Source organism: Snodgrassella sp. W6238H11, from assembly GCF_016100525.1.
GTDB lineage: Bacteria > Pseudomonadota > Gammaproteobacteria > Burkholderiales > Neisseriaceae > Snodgrassella > Snodgrassella alvi.
Genome location: NZ_JACFSH010000019.1, coordinates 1 through 1,264, shown reverse-complemented (window position 1 = coordinate 1,264; position 1,264 = coordinate 1). Strand labels below are relative to the sequence as shown.

3 protein-coding genes are annotated in these 1,264 nt (G+C 39.7%); all 3 read right to left on the bottom strand.

The features are described from left to right. Window positions 1-229: 229 nt before the first annotated feature. Complete coding sequence (locus H3V00_RS11295) at window positions 230-460, bottom strand: hypothetical protein (RefSeq protein WP_037474221.1); 231 nt, start codon at window positions 458-460, stop codon at window positions 230-232. Further along, window positions 454-852, bottom strand: coding sequence for a hypothetical protein (locus tag H3V00_RS11290; RefSeq protein ID WP_232336008.1), 399 nt, complete (start codon window positions 850-852; stop codon window positions 454-456). Before H3V00_RS11290 ends, H3V00_RS11295 begins: the two co-directional genes overlap by 7 nt. 71 nt (window positions 853-923) lie before the next feature. Further along, window positions 924-1,264, bottom strand: a 341-nt coding sequence (locus H3V00_RS11285; protein ID WP_198208165.1) for an RHS repeat domain-containing protein, incomplete at its 5' end; no start/stop codon positions are given.

Sequence of the window (1,264 nt, the reverse complement as noted above, 5' to 3'; positions counted from 1 at the left end):
AGATATACAGGCTGGTAGGGTGATTCGGGCCGGTTTCCTGAATCATTCTTAACCCGTCCCACAGGAAGCGGGTACGGTTGTAAGGCTTGCTTTCGCGGTCAATCTGATGTTTTCCGATGCGTCGGCCAGGACGTCGTAGATATTGGAATGTCAATATATCTTCAAACAACAAAATTAAGAAAGGGTAATGAAGATTATTATTCAATAAATCCCACAATATATTTCTAAATTAACTATATATAGCCAGCTCAGGCTTACAAAAACCTACAACAAAATCCATTAATTCTAAAATAATATCTTCCTCGTCAAGATACCTCAGGTTTTGTAAACAATCATACATGCAATTCTGTGGCATGCCTTTATTTTTAAAATAGACTAATACCTTTCTAATTTCCAATAAATCTTTATTTGAAAATATTTCTTTTTTCACACAATCAAGGAATTTCTGTTGTTCTAGCATTTTATCCATTTACTTTTTAAATTAGCCAATGCTGTTTGGTATTTTGAAAGAGGCATAGACTGTTTGGGCTGAATTGTTCCATGTCCTGGTTTGTCTGGTACGTGCTGCAAATCATTACCAAGATCTGCCACATCTAATTTCCAAACAGGATCTTTACCCGTTCCTCCAAATTCTATTGGTTTTCTATGTGGCGGTAAATCTTGAGGCGATGGAGATACGGAAACTCCGCCTGTATTAGGATGAACATTACCATTGGTGTCTACGGGAATATCCCTATTAGGTCTAACACCCAATGTTCTAGCTGAGTCTCCAACTTTGGGTTCACCTTTTTCTTCTGTCATTCCACGAAATATGTATGAACCATTTAATCCCCACGGATCGACCCAAGTCAACCCATTAGGCGCATACTGATACAGATTGAATCCACCAGCTAAACCAATCGGGTCTGGCTGAGTAAATCTACCTATATCTGAATCATAATACCTGAAAGTATTGTATTGTAATGTAAGCCGGTTTCTCTGTCTAAATATTGTCCCTGATATCTGAGGTTTTGCTCTATTGATTCGTGCTCAATTTCATGAATCCGTTTCCCCCATAACTGAAAGCTGCATTCCCAAAGTATTTTACCGTTTGCATCAGTTAGCTCTTCCGGACAGCCGTTCAGGTCGGTGTGGAAGTAACGGATATGTTGTTCTTGGTTGCCGTCTGTATCTATACGTGCCAGTGGTTCGTAGCTGTTCTGGTCGGTATAGATATACAGGCTGGTAGGGTGATTCGGGCCGGTTTCCTGAATCATTCTTAACC